Here is a 17,865-nt window from a genome sequence, read left to right on the forward strand (position 1 = left end):
CCTGTTTATTCACCGTTCTCAATACAGATACCAGACCTATGAATGACCCACTGAGCCGCATTATTGCAACAGAACTGCAGGCCCGGCCGGAGCAAGTCGACTCCGCCATCCGTCTGCTGGATGAAGGTAATACCGTGCCCTTTATTGCACGCTATCGTAAGGAAGTCACCGGGGGCCTGGACGACACCCAACTGCGCCAGCTGGAAACCCGCCTGGGTTATCTGCGTGAACTGGAAGATCGTCGTCAGACCATCCTGAAGTCGATCGATGAACAGGGCAAACTGACCGAACAACTGGCGGGGGCGATCAACGCCACGCTGAGCAAGACCGAACTCGAAGACCTCTACCTGCCGTACAAACCGAAGCGCCGCACCCGCGGCCAGATCGCCATCGAGGCCGGTCTGGAACCGCTGGCGGACGCGCTGTGGCAGGATCCGCAACAGCAGCCGGAACTGCTGGCTGAACGCTACGTCGACGCCGACAAGGGCGTGGCGGACGTCAAAGCCGCCCTCGACGGCGCGCGCTATATCCTGATGGAGCGCTTCGCCGAAGATGCCACGCTGCTGGCCAAGGTGCGCGACTACCTGTGGAAAAACGCCCATCTGGTGTCCAAAGTGGTCGAGGGCAAGGAAGAAGAAGGCGCCAAGTTCCGCGACTATTTCGATCACCACGAACCGATTTCTCAGGTGCCTTCGCACCGCGCGCTGGCGATGTTCCGCGGCCGCAACGAAGGCGTGCTGCAGCTGGCGCTGAACGCCGATCCGCAGTTTGAGGAAGCGCCGCGCGAAAGCCAGGCGGAGCTGATCATCATCAATCACCTCAACCTGCGCCTGAACAACGCCCCGGCCGACGCCTGGCGCAAGGCGGTGGTCAACTGGACCTGGCGCATCAAGGTGTTGCTGCACCTGGAAACCGAGCTGATGGGCACGGTGCGCGAGCGCGCGGAAGATGAAGCGATCAACGTTTTCGCCCGCAACATGCACGATCTGCTGATGGCCGCGCCGGCCGGCATGCGCGCCACCATGGGCCTCGATCCGGGCCTGCGCACCGGGGTGAAAGTCGCCGTGGTCGACGCGACTGGCAAGCTGGTCGCCACCGACACCGTCTACCCGCACACCGGGCAAGCGGCCAAAGCCGCCGCCATCGTCGCGGCGCTGTGCATCAAACATAACGTGGAGCTGGTGGCCATCGGCAACGGCACCGCTTCGCGTGAAACCGAGCGTTTCTATCTCGACCTGCAAAAGCAATTCGGCGAGGTCCGGGCGCAGAAAGTGATCGTCAGCGAAGCGGGCGCGTCGGTGTATTCCGCGTCAGAACTGGCGGCGCAGGAGTTCCCGGATCTCGACGTGTCGCTGCGCGGTGCGGTGTCCATCGCCCGTCGTCTGCAGGATCCGCTGGCGGAGCTGGTGAAAATCGACCCGAAATCCATCGGCGTCGGCCAGTATCAGCACGACGTCAGCCAGAGCCAGCTGGCGAAGAAGCTGGACTCGGTGGTGGAAGACTGCGTGAACGCCGTCGGCGTCGATCTGAACACCGCGTCGGTGCCGTTGCTGACCCGCGTGGCCGGCCTGACGCGCATGATGGCGCAGAACATCGTCAACTGGCGCGACGAGAACGGCCGCTTCAGCAACCGTGAACAGCTGCTGAAAGTCAGCCGCCTGGGGCCGAAGGCCTTCGAACAGTGCGCCGGCTTCCTGCGCATCAACCACGGCGACAACCCGCTGGATGCTTCCACCGTTCACCCGGAAGCCTACCCGGTGGTGCAGCGCATTCTGGCCGCCACCGAGCAGGCGCTGCAGGACCTGATGGGCAACGCCTCGGCGGTGCGCAGCCTGAAAGCGGTCGACTTCACCGACGACAAGTTCGGCGTGCCGACGGTCACCGACATCCTGAAAGAGCTGGAGAAGCCGGGCCGCGATCCACGTCCGGAGTTCAAAACCGCCACCTTCGCCGAAGGCGTGGAAACCCTCAACGATCTGCAGGTGGGCATGATCCTGGAAGGCTCGGTGACCAACGTCACCAACTTCGGCGCCTTCGTGGATATCGGCGTGCATCAGGATGGCCTGGTGCACATCTCCTCGCTGGCGGACAAGTTCGTTGAAGATCCGCACACCGTGGTGAAGGCCGGCGACATCGTCAAAGTGAAGGTGATGGAAGTCGATCTGCAGCGTAAACGCATCGCGCTGAGCATGCGCCTGGATGAGCAGCCGGGCGAAGGTTCACCGCGCCGCGGCGGCAACGCGCCTGCACAGACGCGCGACCACGCCAACCGTTCGGCGGGCGGCAACAAGGCCAAACCGCGCAACGCGGCGCCGGCCGGCAACAGCGCCATGGGCGACGCGCTGGCGGCGGCATTCGGCAAGAAACGCTAAGTCAGATCCAACAGGGGGCGGAGCCTGCTCCGCCCCTTTCTGATGAATAAAACTTGCGGCATTTCTTGACCCGCCTCAATAAACCGTCATCTTTTTATTTCCCGCGCCTGCGTGACCACCCTCCCATTATTCAGGCAACAACAATCCCTTCTGCAGCCATTTATTAACAACTTCGTTAACACGCATTTTTCATCTCGCGAATTGTGAGAGAAACACAAATGGTTACCGCTCGCATTACGGCGGAATAATGTTATTGAATTGCCTTTCGGTGGAAATAAATAAAGGGAAAAAACCATCTATATTTGCAAACAAGAAAACTCGGCTACAAATACGTAACTGATTTAACTCGCCATTCTCATTTGTTCCCCAGCGCAACCGGTGGTAAAACGTCGTTAATCAAGACAACGCCATCAAAAACTGTCGACGCCATAATAATTGGTTACAATACCCTTACTTTTTGTATTGAACGCGATAATGATAATTACTATTATTTGCGCTCACTTTATTGCATGACCTTATGGATGAATACCGCCGACGGCGTGGCATTTTCGCCGGCAACGTCCAATTATCATCAGCCCGATGCTCATCGGCACCCGGAAGGTTAATCACATGCAGCTCCAACCTAAACGCACGTATAAGATTGTCGGCTTTTCCGGTGAAATTGCGCCGGCCTACCGCCAGAAACTGTTATCGCTCGGCATGCTGCCCGGCTCTTCGTTCGACGTGGTGCGCGTCGCACCGCTGGGCGATCCGATAGAAATTAAAACTCGCCGCGTCAGCCTGGTGCTGCGCAGGAAGGATCTGGCGCTGCTGCAGCTCGACGGCCAGCCCTGAGCCGACGCGCTCTCCGTTTGCCGACGCGCCTTTGCGCCGGCGCTGTTCTCCTTGAAGACGACACGCTGAACTATGAAAAAACTCACCATCGGCTTAATCGGTAACCCGAACTCCGGCAAAACCACGCTGTTCAACCAGCTGACCGGCGCACGCCAACGGGTCGGCAACTGGGCGGGCGTGACGGTCGAACGCAAAGAAGGCCATTTCACCACCCCGCAGTCCGACGTACGGCTGGTCGATTTGCCCGGCACCTACTCCCTGACCACCATTTCAGAGCAAACCTCGCTCGACGAGCAGATCGCCTGCCACTACATTTTGAGCGGCGACGCCGATCTGCTGATCAACGTGGTCGACGCCTCCAACCTGGAGCGCAACCTCTACCTGACGCTGCAGCTGCTGGAGCTGGGCATTCCCTGCATCGTGGCGCTGAACATGCTCGACATCGCCAAAAGTCAGCATATCGATATCGACGTCGCCGCGCTGTCGGCGCGCCTCGGCTGCCCGGTAGTGCCGATGGTCTCCACCCGCGCCGACGGCATCGGCGTGCTGAAACAGATGATCGACAATCATCACATCAACGAACAGCAGGCGCTGGTGAACTACCCACCGCTGTTGCTGAAAGCGGTCGCCACGCTGAGCGACGCCATGCCGCAAACGCTGCCGGCGGTGCAGCGCCGCTGGCTGGCATTGCAAATGCTGGAAGGCGACATCTACAGTCACCGGCTGGCCGGCCCCGCCGTCGCGCTGTTGCCTGCGGCTGCCCAGGCGTTGCAACAGCAGCAGCAGGAAGACCCGGCGCTGGTGATCGCCGACGCGCGCTACCAGTCCATCGCCGCCCTGTGCGATGAGGTCAGCAACTCGCAGCAGGCGATGCCCAACCGCCTGACCGAGCTGCTGGATAAAGTGATCCTCAACCGCTGGCTGGGCGTGCCGATCTTCCTGCTGGTGATGTACCTGATGTTCCTGCTGGCGATCAACATCGGCGGCGCGCTGCAGCCGATCTTCGATATCGGCTCGGCGGCGATCTTCATTCAGGGCATTCAGTGGCTCGGCTACACCCTGCACTTCCCCGACTGGCTGACCGTTTTCCTGGCGCAGGGCGTCGGCGGCGGCATCAATACCGTGCTGCCGCTGGTGCCGCAGATCGGCATGATGTACCTGTTTCTGTCGTTCCTGGAGGATTCCGGCTACATGGCGCGCGCGGCGTTCGTGATGGATCGCCTGATGCAGGCGCTCGGGCTGCCGGGCAAATCCTTCGTGCCGCTGATCGTCGGCTTCGGCTGCAATGTGCCGTCCATCATGGGCGCCCGGACGCTGGATGCCCAGCGCGAGCGCCTGATCACCATCATGATGGCGCCGTTCATGTCCTGCGGCGCCCGTCTGGCGATCTTCGCGGTGTTCGCCGCCGCCTTCTTCGGCCAGGACGGCGCCGGGGTGGTGTTCTCGCTGTACATGCTCGGCATTGCGGTGGCGATCCTCACCGGCCTGGTGCTCAAATACACCCTCATGCGCGGCGAAGCCTCGCCGTTCGTGATGGAGCTGCCGGTCTACCATGTGCCGCACCTGAAAAGCCTGCTGCTGCAAACCTGGCAGCGGCTGAAAGGCTTCGTGCTGCGCGCCGGCAAGGTGATCGTGGTGGCCAGCATATTCATCGGCGGCCTGAACAGCTTCTCGTTCAGCGGCAAGACGGTCGACAACATCAACGACTCCGCGCTGGCCTCGGTCTCCAGGGTGCTGACGCCGCTGCTGCAGCCGATGGGCGTCCACAGCGATAACTGGCAGGCCACCGTCGGGCTGGTGACCGGCGCGATGGCGAAGGAAGTGGTGGTCGGCACGCTGAATACGCTGTACACCGCCGAGCGCATCAACAAAGAGGCGTTCGACGCCGCCAACTTCAACCTGCTCGATGAACTGGGCGGCGCACTGAACGAAACCTGGGACGGCCTGAAAAACACCTTCAGCCTGAGCGTGCTCTCCAACCCGATCGAAGCCAGCAAGGGCGACGGCGAGATGGGCGTCGGCTCAATGGGCGTGATGAGCAGCAAATTCGGCTCCGGCATCTCCGCCTACAGTTATCTGATCTTCGTGCTGCTGTATGTGCCTTGCGTCTCGGTGATGGGCGCCATCGCCCGTGAATCGAGCCGCGGCTGGATGACCTTCTCTATTCTGTGGGGGCTGAACGTGGCCTACTCGCTGGCGACGCTGTTCTATCAGGTGGCCACCTTCAACCAACACCCGCAGTACAGCCTGACGGCGATCCTGGCGGTGGTGCTGGTGAATCTGCTGGTGCTGTTCGGCCTGCGCCGGGCGCGCAGCCGCGTCACGGTGCGCCTGGGCAACGCCACGCCGGCGGCCTGTTGCCAGAGCGCCAAAGGGAGCTGTCACTGATGGCCGGGCTGCTGCAGGTGCGCGATGCGCTGGCGCTGCGCGGCAGCGCCCAGGCGCAGCAGCTCAGCCACTCGCTGGCGACGCCGCTGCCGCTGGTGCAAGCGATGCTGGACCGTTTGACGGCGATGGGGAAAGTGGAACGCATCGAACAGGATGACGGCGCCTGTCTGAGCGGCAGTTGCAAACGCTGCCCGCAGGGCCAGGGGTGCAGCACGGTGTTCTACCGGCTGAAGGCCTGACGATCAGGGGCGCCATGACGGGCGCCCCTTTGCCGTTCAAGGCTTATTGCTTGTCTTTGTAAACTTCGGCGATGGCGCTGAATTTACCGTGTTCACGGCCTGCCAGGATCACGTAGTATTGACCGCCCTTTTCGTCAGCCAGTTTGGACAGCTCTTCCTTGGCATCCATCGGTGACGTGGTTTCCGCCGTCGTGGTGACGGTGCCGATCTTCTCGTATTTACCCGGGTTCTTATCCAGATCTTCCTTGGTCAGCAGGGTTGCCGCCATGGAGCCGAAAGACACCGAACCCAGCACTGCCGCTGCAATAATCATCTTCAATGATTTCATGACACTAACCTCTCAATGGATAATTTATCTGTTATGAAAGCCGTCAAGGATCCATGCGTAGTACCGCAGGCTGCCGCGACATCCTCAGGCCTCGTTGCTTTCCCTGACGGGGCCTGTTTCCCAGAGACGAAACGCCAAAATGAAAAGCGCCGCACGCGGTCTTTTCATTTTGCAGCCAACGCATTGACTCACTAAGTATCGAACAGCTTTGTCTTTTATCCACCCGGCGGCGTTTTTTTTAGCGCTCTATCGTGCGTTTTCCCACCGGATTCAATGTGCTGCAATAAACGCTTCGATCATCGTCACAAATTCATCGGGATGAGAAATAAACGGCGCATGGGCGGCTTTGGCCACGATCTGCGACGCAGAATGCGGCCAGGCGGTATCGAGCAGCTCGGCGACCTTGCGCGGCACCAGCCCGTCCAGATAACCGTAGATCCGCAGCAGCGGCAGCTCCAGCGCGGCCAACGGCGCACGCAGATCGGTGGTGCGCAGGATCTCCAGCCCGCCGTTCAACACCTCGACGCTCGGCGTCGGCTGGTTGAGCACCACCGCTTTCAGCTGGCGCGCATCCTGACGCGCGCTCTCGGTGCCCAGCGTCTGCAACGCCAGAAAACGCTCGACGGTGCGCTGGAAATCCAGGCTCAACTGATGCTGGAAACCGCTCAGCACGTCCGGGCGGATCCCCGGCCACTCATCGCGGGCGGCAAAGCACGGCGAGGAGGCCACGGTGATCAGCCCCTTGAGTCGCTCGGGCTGCATCAGCGCCGCCTGGCTGGCCACCAGCCCGCCGAGCGACCAACCTAGCCACCAGGCCTGCGGCGGGGCGGCCGCCAGCACGATTTCCGTCATCTGTTCCAGCGACAGGGCACCGAACCCCTGGCTGCGGCCATAACCCGGCAGATCGACCAGGTGCAGGCGAAAATGCGGCGCCAGTCGCGCCTGAATGCAACTCCACACTTCGGCGTTCAATCCCCAGCCGTGCAGCAGCACAAGATCGCGTTCGCCTTCACCTATTGTTTGCCAGTACAGCGCTGTCATTGGTTATTGTCCTTTCATGCTTATCCGTCTCGGAGGCTCTATGCTATCAATCCGCAGCCGCTGTTGGCTATGCCGACAGCCGTTGAGCCTGATGCGCCATGGCATCTGCAGCTGCTGCCTGCGCCATCTGCCGGCCCACCCGCCGTGTTGCCCACGCTGCGGATTGCCCGCCGGGGAAACGCAAATGCCCTGCGGCCGCTGCCTGCAACGGCCGCCGCCCTGGCAGCGGCTGGTGTTCGTCGGCGACTACGTTGCGCCCCTCAGCCAACTGGTAAAGAGGTTCAAGTTTCACCGCGCGCCCGAGCTGGCGCCGACGCTGGCGCGCCTGATGCTGTTGCGGTGGCAGCAGGCGCGCAGAGAGCAGAATCTGAACAGACCCGACCTGATTTTAGCGGTACCCTTGCATGCAACGCGCTGTTGGCACCGTGGTTATAACCAGAGCGATCTGCTGGCCCGGCCGCTGGCGCGCTGGCTGGGCTGTGCCTATCGGCCCGCCGCTTTGCGCCGGGTGCGCAAAACCGCCCTGCAACAGCGGCTGAGCGCCGGGGCACGCAGGCGCAATTTGCAGCGCGCTTTCACCTGCACGGTGCCGGTCGCCGGCCGGCATATCGCCCTGGTGGATGACGTGGTGACCACCGGCAGCACCGTCGCGGAGATCGCGGCGCTGTTGCGGCGGCAAGGCGCCGCCTCGGTGCAGATATGGTGCGTTTGCCGCACGTTGTAGTGCCACGGCAATGGGCGTATTATAACCGACTATAGAAGTCAACTATTGAGCTAATGCTATGATCCGTATAACAGATGCTGCACAGGAACACTTTGCCAAACTGCTGGCAAATCAAGAAGAAGGCACCCAAATCCGCGTATTCGTGATCAACCCGGGCACGCCGACGGCCGAATGCGGTGTCTCTTATTGCCCGCCGGACGCGGTAGAAGCGACGGATACCGAACTGAAGTTCGACAAGCTGTCCGCCTATGTCGATGAGCTGAGCGCGCCGTATCTGGAAGACGCCGAAATCGACTTCGTGACCGACCAGCTGGGCTCTCAGCTGACGCTGAAGGCGCCGAACGCCAAGATGCGCAAGGTCGATGACGACGCGCCGCTGATGGAGCGCGTGGAATACGTGCTGCAGTCGCAGATCAACCCACAGCTGGCGGGCCACGGCGGCCGCGTGACGCTGATGGAGATCACCGACGACAACATGGCGATCCTGCAGTTCGGCGGCGGCTGTAACGGCTGTTCGATGGTCGACGTTACGCTGAAAGAAGGCATCGAGAAAGAGCTGCTGCAGAAATTCCCGGAGCTGAAAGGCGTGCGCGATTTGACCGAGCACCAGCGCGGCGAGCACTCCTATTACTGATCCCCGGCGCTCGCGCCGCGGTGGATAACACAATGCCGGAAGGGGGGAACCCGTTCCGGCATTGTCGTTTTCAGCCCACCGACACCTTGCGCCGCCGTTTGTCCAAATCCTTCAGCAACCGGTTTATCCGCGGATCGGCGAACATCTCCTCCAGCGTTTCGGTCAGCTTGCGCCGCCAGTTAGGGTACTGGTCACTGGTGCCGGGAATATTGACCGGATCGGCCATGTCCAGCCAGTCTTCCGGCTGCAGGCCGAGCAGGGCGCTGGCGCTGTCGGCGACATAGCGCTGCAGGCCGCGGTTGAGCAGCGGGCTCATGCCGAGCAGCGCCGCCTTCTTGCCCACCTTCTGCGGCACGCAGCCATAGCGATGCAACCCGTCCAGCAGCCCCTGCTTGGCGCGTTCCCGATCGGCGAACAGCGCCCGCAGGATCTCCGCATCCGGGTAAAGGCCCAGCCGGTTGCCGAGCGTCAGATCGTCGCTTTGCCAGTAGCCGCGCAGCGTCGGCAGATCGTGGGTGGTGATGGTCGCCATCGCCTGCACCGGATAGGCCTGCGGCGCGCGGAAATGGTGTTCACCGTCGCTTTCGAAATACAGCACTTTGTAGGAATAGACGCCGCTGTCGCGCAGCTTGCCGACGATCTCCACCGGCACCGTGCCGAGATCCTCGCCGATCACCATGCAGCGGTGGCGCTGGCTTTCCAGCGCCAGCACCGCCAGCAGATCGTCCACCGGGTATTTGACGTAGGCGCCGCGATCGGCGGTTTCGCCATAAGGGATCCACCACAGCCGCAGCAGCGCCATGACGTGATCGATGCGCAGCGCGCCGCAGCTGGTCATGTTGGCGCGCAAAAGATCGATGAACGGCTGATAACCGCGCGCCGCCATCACGTGCGGATCCATCGGCGGCAAGCCCCAGTTTTGCCCCAGCGGCCCCAGGATGTCCGGCGGCGCGCCGACCGACGCTTTCAGGCAGTACAGTTCGCGGTCACACCAGGTTTCCGCCCCGCCTTCCGCCACCCCGACCGCCAGATCGCGATACAGGCCAATCGGCATCTGCTGCTGCCGGCTCTGTTCGAAACACTGCGCGAACTGCGTGGCCGCCAGCCACTGCAGCCACAGGTAAAAGCGGACCGCGTCCTGATGCTCATCGCAGAACTGCCGCACCGCTTCGCTCTGCCCACGCCGATAGCGCTCGGGCCAGGCCGGCCAGCCCCACTGGCTGGCGTCTTTGGCCGCTAGGTGGGCATGCAGCGCATCGAACGCCGCCTGCTGATACAGGCTTTCGCCGCCCTCAATCACGAACCGTTCGAACGCCTGACGCTGCGCGTCGTTCGGCTTGCGCGCCTGAAACAGCGGGAACGCCAGCTTCAGCCCCGCCAGCTTCAGCTGCATCACGGCGGTGTAATCCACCCACTCCGCGGCGCGCGCCTTGGCCAGCTGCTTCTGCGTCGCCGGCTTCTGCCACCAGCGCTGCGCCGCGTCGCTGCGCTGGAAATCCTCCACCGCGTTGACGTCGATATACGCCAGATTCAGCCAGCGGCGCGACGAGGGGCTGTAGGGGCTGGCGCTCTCCGGGTTGGCCGGATACAGCGCATGGATCGGATTGAGGCCGACGAAAGCGCCGCCGCGTTCCCCCACCTGCTCCACCATCAGGCGCAGATCGCCGAAATCGCCGATGCCCCAGTTGCGATCGGAACGCAGCGTATACAGCTGAACGCAGGCGCCCCACAGCTTCTTGCCGGTCAGCAAGGCGTTCGGCTCGAAGCAGCGCCTCGGCGCGACGATCACTCGGCATGACCACTGCCGCATGCCCTGGCTCAGCGTCAATTGGTGATAGCCCGCTGGCAGATCGCCCGGCAGCGTCAGGGTCTTGCGCGCGCCGACGCGCCCCTGCAGGCATTCGCCGTCTTCACGCTGCAGCGCCCACAGGTACTCGCCTTCGCCCGCCGGGGTCAACGCCAACGGCGCGCCCTGATAGAACACCTTGACCGCCGGTAACGGCGACGCAGCCCCTTCCTGCGCGGCTTCGGCCCGACTCATGGCCGCCAGCAGCTTGCGCTTGGTCTCCGGTTCAATCGCCTGCCGCTTGCCGTGGGCATTGATGAAATCGGCGGCGATACCCGCCTGTGCCGCCGCCTGATCGATACGCTTGCGATCCATTCGTTCTCCTTAACGTTTGGCTTGCCAGATGCGCTGCTGGTAATCGCGGATCGAACGATCCGAGCTGAACATGCCGACGCGCGCGGTGTTAAGGATAGTCCGCCGCGTCCATTCGTCCCGATCGCGGTACAGTTCATCGACCCGGCTTTGCGCCTGGCAATACGAGGCGAAGTCCGCCAACACCAGATAAGGATCGCCGCCCTCCAGCAGGCTGTGCAGCATCATGTCGAACGCGTGCTTGTCGCCGTGGCTGAACGCGCCGCTCGCCAGCTCATCCAAAATCGCCTTCAGGTGCTTGTCTTTCTTTCGGTAGCTGAGCGGATCATAGCCCTTCGCCAGTATCGCCTTCACCTGCTCCACGGTATTGCCGAAGATAAAGATATTGTCTTCGCCCACCTGCTCGGCGATTTCGACGTTGGCGCCGTCCAGCGTGCCGACCGTCAGCGCGCCGTTCAGCGCCAGCTTCATATTGCCGGTGCCGGAGGCCTCTTTGCCAGCGGTGGAGATCTGCTCGGAGATATCCGCCGCCGGGATCATCAGTTCGGCCACCGACACGCGGTAGTCGGGAATGAACGCCACTTTCAGGCGGTCTTTCACCAGCGGATCGTTATTGATCTTCTCGGCCGCCTGGTTGATCGCGTAAATGATGTTCTTCGCCAGGTAGTAGCCCGGCGCCGCCTTGGCGCCGAACAGGAAGACGCGCGGCACGATGTCCAGATTCGGGTTGTCGCGCAGCTGGCGATACAGCGACAGGATGTGCAGCAGGTTCAGGTGCTGGCGTTTGTACTCGTGCAGGCGCTTGATCTGCACGTCGAAAATCGCGTCCGGGTCGAGCGTCAACCCCATCACACCGTGCACGTAATGGGCCAGCGCCACCTTGTTGTCGCGTTTGATCTGCTGATAACGCTGGCGGAACGCCGCGTCGTCGGCGAATTTTTCCAGCCCGCGCAACGCGTCGAGATCGTTCGCCCATTCCACCTTCAGCGTCTCGTCGATCAGGCCCGACAGCGCCGGGTTGCACTGTTTCAGCCAGCGGCGCGGCGTGATGCCGTTGGTGACGTTATGGAATTTGTTCGGCCACAGCTGGTGATATTCCGGGAACAGATCCTTCACCACCAAATCCGAGTGCAGCTGCGCCACGCCGTTGACCGCAAAGCCGCTGACCACGCACAGGTTGGCCATGCGCACCTGCTTGTTGTGGTGCACCGCCAGTTTGGCCCACACCGCCTCGTCGCCCGGCCAGTGCTTATCCACCAGCTTTTTGAACCTGGCGTTGATCTGTTTGATGATGGAGAAATGGCGCGGCAGCAGGCTGCGCACCAGTTTTTCATCCCAGCACTCCAGCGCTTCCGGCATCAGGGTGTGGTTGGTATAGGCGAAAGTGTTGCTGGTGATCGCCCAGGCCGCCTCCCACTCCAGCTGGTGTTCGTCCAGCAGAATGCGCAGCATTTCCGGAATGGCGATGGTCGGGTGGGTGTCGTTCAGCTGGATCACTTCGTACTTCGGCAGCTCTTCAATCTTGCGGCCGGCCTGATGGTGCTTGCGCAAAATGTCCGCCACCGAGCAGGCGCACTGGAAATACTGCTGCATCAGGCGCAGGCGCTTGCCGGCCTGATGGTTGTCGTTCGGGTAGAGCACCTTGGTCAGCTTGTCGGCTTCTACGCCCTGCTTCTCCGCCTGCAGGAATTTGCCGTCGTTGAAATCGCTCAGGTTGAACGGATGCTGATGGGTCGCCTGCCACAGGCGCAGCGGCTGCGCCACGCCGTTGCGATACCCCAGCACCGGCAGATCCCAGGCTTCGCCGCGCAGGGTGAAGGCCGGGCGCCACAGTTCGCGGCCGTCGGCCTGCTTTTCCAGCTTGCCGCCGATGCCCACGTCCACCGCCAGCGCGGCGTTGTGGCGGAACCACGGGTAGCTCTCGCGCTGCCAGTTATCCGGCGCCTCTTGCTGCTGCCCACCCTGGAACGACTGACGGAACAGCCCGTACTGGTAGTTCAGCCCATACCCGGTGGCCGGTTGCTCCACCGTCGCCATCGAGTCAAGGAAACAGGCCGCCAGCCGCCCCAGCCCGCCGTTGCCCAGCGCCGGATCGGTTTCCTGCTCCAGCAGATCCGCCAGCTTGACGTTCTGCTCCGCCAGCGCCTGCTCGACGGTGTCGTACCAGCCCAGGTTGATCAGGTTGTTCGCCGTCAGCCGGCCGATCAGAAACTCCATCGAGATGTAGTTCACGTGGCGCAGCGGTTTGGCGCTTTTGCGCGGCGCCGGCTGTGCGGCCAGCTGCTCGGCCAGCGCCGCACTGACGGCTTCCCACCATTGATGTTGCGTCATCTGCTGTGCGGAACTGAGGCCGAACCGTTGCCACTGACGGGCAAGCGCCGCCAGAAAAGCATCCTTCTTGAGCGTAGGCTGTGACATAAGGAAAACTCTCTATCCAGTAAGTGGGTCAAATTGCCGCTATCGTGCCGGTGAGAAAGCCTGACGGCATCATCCCGCCTGGGGATTAGCTGGGGAGGAGGATTGGGGCGTAGCTGGAATTGTGATCTCAGGCACTGTTTGACTCCCTTGCAACGATGCAAAAAAGCCCGCCAACGCGTGCGGCGAGCACTGAGAACGTTAGCCATGACGTTAGCACAAGTATTCGCACTGCTGAAGTTTTGTGCATGGCCGGAAATGCGATCTGCAACCGCAACGCCGCGCGCCGACGCCAAACGTAAAAAAGTGTGATCGATAGCAACTTAACTCCAAGCCGATGCGGAAGCTTGTTGCAATACGTTTAGGGTTGGCAGAAGTTAGGGGGAGCTATTAATTACGAACCATAAAATAATTAGCGCCACTCCAATCCCGGCGGGAACCGCGATTTATACCCTGGAATACTATGCTGATCCCATCAAAACTGAGCCGCCCGGTACGGCTGCAAAATACCGTGATCCGCGATCGCCTGCTGGCCAAACTGGCCAGCGCGGGCAACTATCGCCTGACACTGGTCAATTGCCCGGCGGGATACGGAAAAACCACGCTGATCGCCCAATGGGCGGCCGGCAAGGCCGATCTGGGCTGGTATTCGCTGGACGAGAGCGACAACCAACCGGAGCGCTTCGCCAGCTACCTGATCGCCGCGCTGCAGCAGGCCAGCGGCGGCCGCTGCGTCAAGAGCGAGGCGCTGAGCCAGAAACACCAGTACGCCAGCCTGTCGGCGCTGTTCGCCCAGCTGTTTATCGAGCTGGCCGACTGGCACCAGCCGCTGTACCTGGTGATCGACGACTACCATCTGATCACCAACGACGCCATTCACGAAGCCATGCGCTTCTTCCTGCGCCATCAGCCGGAAAACCTGACGCTGATCCTGCTCTCGCGCACCCTGCCGCCGCTCGGCATCGCCAATCTGCGGGTGCGCGATCAGCTGCTGGAAATGGGCACGCAGCAGCTAGCGTTTACCCATCAGGAAGCCAAACAATTCTTCGACTGCCGCCTGGCGGCGCCGATGGAACAGCAGGACAGCAGCCGCCTGTGCGACGAAGTCGAAGGCTGGGCCACCGCGCTGCAGCTGATCGCGCTGTCGGCCCGCCAGTCTGCCTCGTCGGCTCAGCTGTCGGCCAAGCGGCTGGCGGGGCTGAACGCCAGCCACCTGTCCGACTATCTGGTGGACGAAGTGCTGGATCACGTCGATGCCGAGGCGCGCGCCTTCCTGCTGCGCTGTTCGGTGCTGCGCTCGATGAACGACGCGCTGATCGTGCGGCTGACCGGCGAAGACAACGGCCAGCAGCGGCTGGAGGAGCTGGAGCGCCAGGGGCTGTTTATCCATCGCATGGACGACACCGGCGAATGGTTCAACTTCCATCCGCTGTTCGCTTCTTTCCTGCGCCAGCGTTGCCAGTGGGAGCTGGCGCTGGAGCTGCCGGGGTTGCACCGCGCCGCCGCCGAGGGCTGGCTGGCGCTGGGGTATCCGGCGGAGGCCATTCACCATGCGCTGGCGGCCAGCGACGTCAGCATGCTGCGCGATATCCTGCTGCAACACGCCTGGTCGCTGTTCCACCACAGCGAACTGGCCTTGCTGGAGGAGTGCCTCAACGCGCTGCCTTATGAGCGCCTGATCCAAAATCCCAAGCTGGCGCTGCTGCAGGCCTGGCTGGCGCAGAGCCAGCACCGCTACGGCGAGGTCAACACCCTGCTGGAGCGCGCCGAGCGCACCATGCGCGAGCAGAAAATCGAGATAGACCAAACGCTGCACGCCGAGTTCGACGCCTTGCGCGCCCAGGTGGCAATCAACGCCGGTAAACCGGAAGAGGCCGAGCGGCTGGCGACCGAAGCGTTGAAATTCCTGCCGCTGTCCAGCTATTACAGCCGCATCGTCGCCACCTCGGTGACCGGCGAAGTGCACCACTGCAAGGGCGAACTGGCGCGCGCGCTGCCGATGATGCAGCAAACCGAGCAGATGGCGCGTCGTCATCAGGCCAACCATTACGCGCTCTGGGCGCTGCTGCAGCAGAGCGAAATCCTCATCGCCCAGGGCTTCCTGCAGGCCGCTTACGAAACCCAGGACAAGGCGTTCGAACTGATCCGCGAGCAACACCTGGAACAGCTGCCGATGCACGAGTTCCTGCTGCGCATTCGCGCGCAGATCCTGTGGTCGTGGTCGCGGCTGGACGAGGCGGAAGACGCGGCGCGCACCGGGCTGAAAATCCTGGCGAACTACCAGCCGCAACAGCAGCTGCAGTGTATCGCCATGCTGGCCAAATGCTCGCTGGCGCGCGGCGATCTGGACAACGCCAATACCCATCTGCAGCGCTGCGAAACCCTGCTGCACGGCGCCCACTACCATCGCGACTGGCTGACCAACACCGACAAGTCGCGGGTGATCCACTGGCAGATGACCGGCGACACCGCCGCCGCTGCCCAGTGGCTGCGCCACACCGAAAAGCCCGGCATGGCGGACAACCACTTCACGCAGGGCCAGTGGCGCAACATCGCGCGGGTGCAGATCCTGCTCGGCCAGTATGAAGAGGCCGGCGTGGTGCTGGATGAGCTGAACGAAAACGCCCGCCGCCTGCGGCTGGTGAGCGATCTCAACCGCAACCTGCTGCTCAGCAACCAGCTCTACTGGCTGCAAGAGCGCAAGGGCGAAGCGCAGCAGGCGCTGATCGAAGCGCTGTCGCTGGCCAACCGCACCGGCTTTATCAGCCACTTCGTCATCGAGGGCGAAGCGATGGCGCAGCAGCTGCGCCAGCTGATCCAGCTCAACACGCTGCCGGAGCTGGAACAGCATCGCGCCCAGCGCATCCTGCGCGACATCAACCAGCATCATCGGCACAAGTTCGCGCATTTTGACGAGAACTTCGTCGATAAGCTGCTGACCCATCCGCAGGTGCCGGAGCTGATCCGCACCAGCCCGCTCACCCAGCGCGAATGGCAGGTGCTGGGGCTGATCTATTCCGGCTACAGCAACGACCAGATCGCCGGCGAGTTGGACGTGGCGGCCACCACCATCAAGACGCACATCCGCAACCTGTATCAGAAACTGGGCGTGGCCCATCGCCAGGAAGCGGTGCAGCAAGCGCAGCAGCTGTTGAAGATGATGGGGTACGGCGCCTGAGAGTCAGCGCTGGCCGTAATAGGCGCCGGCGCCATGTTTGCGGCTGAAATGCTTTTCCAGCAGATAGTCATCGATCCGTTTCAGGCCGGGGTTAATATCCCGGCTGATCCACGCCATTTTCGCCACCTCCTCCAACACCACGGCGTTATGCACCGCCTCATCCGGCGTCCTTCCCCAACTGAACGGGCCATGCTGATACGCCAGGATGCCGGGAATGTGCAGCGGTTCACGCCCTTTCAGGGTTTCGATAATCACCCGACCGGTGTTCAGCTCATATTCCCGCGCCACCTCTTCCGCCGTCAGCCCACGGGTACAAGGAATGTCGCCGGAAAAATAGTCGGCGTGGGTGGTGCCGAGCGCCGGTATCGCTTCACCCGCCTGCGCCCAGGCGGTGGCATGGGTAGAGTGCGTATGCACCACACCGCCGAGTTGGGGGAACGCCCGATACAGCGCCAAATGTGTCGGCGTATCGGACGAAGGCCGCAGTTGCCCCTCGACAACCTCACCTCGCGCATTCACCACCACCATATCCTCAGCCCGCATCGTTTCATAAGGTACGCCGCTGGGTTTGATCACCACCAGCCCACTGGCCCGATCGATGCCGCTGACATTGCCCCAGGTATAGGTCACCAGCCCGTGCTCAGGCAACGCCATATTGGCTCGGTACACCTGACTTTTCAGTTGATCCAGCATGCTCCCCCCTTATTTCCAACCCGGCCTCGACCATGCGTTCAATCACCCAGGCTCGCGCCTCCCGCACCGCCCGCAGCGGATCGTCCGCTTTCTCGCTCCACATCTCGAGCAGATAGGGGCCGCGATAGCCGCTCTGCAACAGCGTTTCGAAACAGCGCACGAAATCGACCACGCCCTCGCCGAACGGCACATTCTTAAACTCCCCCGGCCGCGTATCCTTAACGTGTACCGCCACGATATGTCCGCGCCCGACCATGAGCTCCATCGGCACATCGTTGTCCCAGGCAGACAAGTTGCCGATGTCCGGGTACAGCTGAAACCACGGGTTATTCAGGTAGTGGGCATAGCCCAGCGCCTTGCTGATCGAGTTCATCAGCGGATAGTCCATGATTTCCATCGCCAGCATGACCTGCGCACGGCTGGCCATCTCCACCGCCTGCGCCAATCCGGCACGGAACCGGGCGCGGGTCTGTGCAGTTGACTGCTGGTAATAAACGTCATACCCGGCCAGTTGGATCACCCGGATACCGGTATCCTGCGCCAGCCGAATAGCTTTTCGCACGATCTCCAGTCCCCGGTCGCGCGTGGTGTCGTCTGCACTGCCCAACGGAAAACGCCGGTGGGCGCTGAGGCATAAAGAAGGGACGCGCACACCGCTCGCCGCAACGGCGCTAACCAAGGCGAGCCGCTGTTCAGCGCTCCAGTCCAGCCGCGCCAGGCGGCCGTCGCTTTCATCGATCGACATTTCAACGAAATCGAATCCCAACTCACCCGCCAGTTGCAGGCGCGTCAGCCAGTCCTCGCCCGGCGGCAACGCTTTCTCATAGATGCCCAACGGCACGGATTTGTGCAACATAACCG

General features: G+C 62.3%; 13 protein-coding genes. 7 read left to right on the forward strand and 6 right to left on the reverse strand.

The features are described from left to right. The first annotated feature begins 38 nt into the window (after positions 1 to 38). The 4 genes from SSARUM_RS22430 (at position 39) to SSARUM_RS22445 (ending at position 5,833) form a co-directional block, all read left to right on the forward strand. Entirely contained in the window at positions 39 to 2,372 is a 2,334-nt protein-coding gene (locus SSARUM_RS22430; RefSeq protein WP_039569149.1) for a Tex family protein, read from the forward strand. Positions 2,373 to 2,981: 609 nt separating this feature from the next. Continuing rightward, the gene (gene feoA / locus SSARUM_RS22435; protein ID WP_025304553.1) at positions 2,982 to 3,206 is read left to right on the forward strand and encodes a ferrous iron transporter A; all 225 of its coding nucleotides are present in this window, start codon (positions 2,982 to 2,984) and stop codon (positions 3,204 to 3,206) included. Between the two features lie 72 nt (positions 3,207 to 3,278). After that, positions 3,279 to 5,594, forward strand: coding sequence for a Fe(2+) transporter permease subunit FeoB (gene feoB / locus SSARUM_RS22440; protein ID WP_060420158.1), 2,316 nt, complete (start codon positions 3,279 to 3,281; stop codon positions 5,592 to 5,594). Next, the gene (locus tag SSARUM_RS22445) at positions 5,594 to 5,833 is read left to right on the forward strand and encodes a FeoC-like transcriptional regulator (protein WP_033649334.1); all 240 of its coding nucleotides are present in this window, start codon (positions 5,594 to 5,596) and stop codon (positions 5,831 to 5,833) included. The genes feoB and SSARUM_RS22445 overlap by 1 nt, the downstream gene beginning before the upstream one ends. A 43-nt stretch (positions 5,834 to 5,876) precedes the next feature. Here the strand turns inward: SSARUM_RS22445 and SSARUM_RS22450 are convergent, their stop codons facing one another. Both SSARUM_RS22450 and bioH read right to left on the reverse strand, forming a co-directional pair. Beyond that, complete coding sequence (locus SSARUM_RS22450; protein ID WP_004930765.1) at positions 5,877 to 6,161, reverse strand: YdgH/BhsA/McbA-like domain containing protein; 285 nt, start codon at positions 6,159 to 6,161, stop codon at positions 5,877 to 5,879. 270 nt (positions 6,162 to 6,431) lie between these two features. Continuing rightward, complete coding sequence (gene bioH, locus SSARUM_RS22455; RefSeq protein ID WP_033649335.1) at positions 6,432 to 7,202, reverse strand: pimeloyl-ACP methyl ester esterase BioH; 771 nt, start codon at positions 7,200 to 7,202, stop codon at positions 6,432 to 6,434. Positions 7,203 to 7,242: 40 nt separating this feature from the next. Here bioH and gntX point away from each other — a divergent pair, with 40 nt between their 5' ends. Together gntX and nfuA are read left to right on the forward strand one after the other, a co-directional pair. Further along, positions 7,243 to 7,926 (forward strand): DNA utilization protein GntX, encoded by a 684-nt coding sequence (gene gntX / locus SSARUM_RS22460; RefSeq protein WP_033649336.1) that lies wholly within the window; start codon positions 7,243 to 7,245, stop codon positions 7,924 to 7,926. A 58-nt stretch (positions 7,927 to 7,984) separates the two neighbouring features. Further along, complete coding sequence (gene nfuA, locus SSARUM_RS22465) at positions 7,985 to 8,560, forward strand: Fe-S biogenesis protein NfuA (RefSeq protein ID WP_004930777.1); 576 nt, start codon at positions 7,985 to 7,987, stop codon at positions 8,558 to 8,560. 70 nt (positions 8,561 to 8,630) lie between these two features. Here nfuA and malQ read toward each other — a convergent pair whose 3' ends face one another. Next, complete coding sequence (gene malQ / locus SSARUM_RS22470; protein WP_060431163.1) at positions 8,631 to 10,721, reverse strand: 4-alpha-glucanotransferase; 2,091 nt, start codon at positions 10,719 to 10,721, stop codon at positions 8,631 to 8,633. Between the two features lie 9 nt (positions 10,722 to 10,730). Further along, positions 10,731 to 13,136, reverse strand: coding sequence for a maltodextrin phosphorylase (gene malP, locus SSARUM_RS22475; RefSeq protein WP_033649338.1), 2,406 nt, complete (start codon positions 13,134 to 13,136; stop codon positions 10,731 to 10,733). Positions 13,137 to 13,596: 460 nt separating this feature from the next. Between malP and malT the strand changes: the two genes are divergently transcribed. Further along, the gene (malT, locus tag SSARUM_RS22480) at positions 13,597 to 16,311 is read left to right on the forward strand and encodes an HTH-type transcriptional regulator MalT (RefSeq protein WP_033649340.1); all 2,715 of its coding nucleotides are present in this window, start codon (positions 13,597 to 13,599) and stop codon (positions 16,309 to 16,311) included. A gap of 3 nt (positions 16,312 to 16,314) precedes the next feature. On the opposite strand, the gene SSARUM_RS22485 is transcribed toward malT, so the two are convergent. Together SSARUM_RS22485 and SSARUM_RS22490 are read right to left on the reverse strand one after the other, a co-directional pair. Next, positions 16,315 to 17,001: an L-ribulose-5-phosphate 4-epimerase gene (locus tag SSARUM_RS22485; RefSeq protein ID WP_033649394.1), complete on the reverse strand. Its 687-nt coding sequence runs from the start codon at positions 16,999 to 17,001 to the stop codon at positions 16,315 to 16,317. Next, entirely contained in the window at positions 16,952 to 17,860 is a 909-nt protein-coding gene (locus SSARUM_RS22490; RefSeq protein ID WP_060431161.1) for an L-ribulose-5-phosphate 3-epimerase, read from the reverse strand. The genes SSARUM_RS22485 and SSARUM_RS22490 overlap by 50 nt, the downstream gene beginning before the upstream one ends. Positions 17,861 to 17,865: the final 5 nt, after the last annotated feature.

It is taken from the genome of Serratia sarumanii (assembly GCF_029962605.1).
GTDB classification, from domain to species: domain Bacteria; phylum Pseudomonadota; class Gammaproteobacteria; order Enterobacterales; family Enterobacteriaceae; genus Serratia; species Serratia sarumanii.

Excerpts from the sequence above, each read along its gene's own strand:
- SSARUM_RS22430 (WP_039569149.1), top strand. The coding sequence starts at position 39 with ATGAATGACCCACTGAGCCGCATTATTGCAACAGAACTGCAGGCCCGG.
- feoA (WP_025304553.1), top strand. The coding sequence starts at position 2,982 with ATGCAGCTCCAACCTAAACGCACGTATAAGATTGTCGGCTTTTCCGGT.
- feoB (WP_060420158.1), top strand. The coding sequence starts at position 3,279 with ATGAAAAAACTCACCATCGGCTTAATCGGTAACCCGAACTCCGGCAAA.
- SSARUM_RS22445 (WP_033649334.1), top strand. The coding sequence starts at position 5,594 with ATGGCCGGGCTGCTGCAGGTGCGCGATGCGCTGGCGCTGCGCGGCAGC.
- SSARUM_RS22450 (WP_004930765.1), bottom strand. The coding sequence starts at position 6,161 with ATGAAATCATTGAAGATGATTATTGCAGCGGCAGTGCTGGGTTCGGTG.
- bioH (WP_033649335.1), bottom strand. The coding sequence starts at position 7,202 with ATGACAGCGCTGTACTGGCAAACAATAGGTGAAGGCGAACGCGATCTT.
- gntX (WP_033649336.1), top strand. The coding sequence starts at position 7,243 with ATGCTATCAATCCGCAGCCGCTGTTGGCTATGCCGACAGCCGTTGAGC.
- nfuA (WP_004930777.1), top strand. The coding sequence starts at position 7,985 with ATGATCCGTATAACAGATGCTGCACAGGAACACTTTGCCAAACTGCTG.
- malQ (WP_060431163.1), bottom strand. The coding sequence starts at position 10,721 with ATGGATCGCAAGCGTATCGATCAGGCGGCGGCACAGGCGGGTATCGCC.
- malP (WP_033649338.1), bottom strand. The coding sequence starts at position 13,136 with ATGTCACAGCCTACGCTCAAGAAGGATGCTTTTCTGGCGGCGCTTGCC.
- malT (WP_033649340.1), top strand. The coding sequence starts at position 13,597 with ATGCTGATCCCATCAAAACTGAGCCGCCCGGTACGGCTGCAAAATACC.
- SSARUM_RS22490 (WP_060431161.1), bottom strand. The coding sequence starts at position 17,860 with ATGTTGCACAAATCCGTGCCGTTGGGCATCTATGAGAAAGCGTTGCCG.